We start from the raw sequence: 822 nt of genomic DNA on the forward strand, positions 1-822 counted from the left end.
GCAGGTTCAGGCTTGAAGCGCAAGACCATCCCCATGGGCCAAGGCATCCACCATCTCGTGGGAGAAGGGCAGGCAGGGATAAGGGACCCAGCGGAGGGTCCGCCAGACCAGAAGGGCAGGGAGCCGTCCCCGCTTGCCCAGGCGGGCGGCGTACAAGGGAGCTAGCCTAAGGATCACCGGCACCGCTTCCTGGAGGATCCCGGTGGGGTTTGCCTCCCTGTCCCGACGGGCTACCTGGAGGAACCCGGCCTCGAGGCAGGACCCTGCAGGGGCACCCGCCGGCGCCTCCCAGGCCGGGTAGGTAAGGGCTCTGGATCGGGCATGGGGAGGCGGGCCCCAGTTGGGGCTCCCTTGCCTCGGGAGGTCCCACATAATCTGTTCCAATAAATACCCCCGCGGGGTCAGCCCCTCGTGGAACAGGGCGAGAAGGGACTCGGCATAAACCAGCCTCGCCAACCGCTACGCGGTCTGGCAAGGAGGACCCTCCGAGCAGGAGCCGGTTTACGGCAACCTTCGCCCACAGCGCCTGCTCGCGCCGCGCTCGGGTTTCAGCCCGAGTGAGGATAAAAGGGAACCCTGGCCAACCCGCCTCTGGCCAGGGCTCCTCCTTCAAGCCTCAGTTATCCCCATAGCGGGGGCTTTGGCGGTTCTGGGGGTTGGCCCAGCTTTCGCCAAACAGGAAGTCGGCCAGGTTATCCTCCGTGTCCCGGCCCGCAGGAATGCGCTTCCAGCTGAGCTGCTGGAGGCCGGTGCTGCTGGTGGGCCCGTCCGCCAGCCCCCGGCCCTCGTACTGACCACTGGAGGCGAAGCCCACCAGGTCCA

General features: G+C 67.2%; 1 protein-coding gene. It reads right to left on the reverse strand.

Annotated features, from left to right (window positions below):
- Positions 1–616 precede the first annotated feature (616 nt).
- Positions 617–822 (reverse strand): hypothetical protein (locus ABWU19_RS14950; protein ID WP_435902419.1); only part of this gene is annotated, 206 nt, incomplete at its 5' end.

Origin of the sequence: Meiothermus cerbereus (genome assembly GCF_051297115.1) — a bacterium.
In the GTDB taxonomy this organism is placed as follows: Bacteria; Deinococcota; Deinococci; order Deinococcales; family Thermaceae; genus Meiothermus; species Meiothermus cerbereus_A.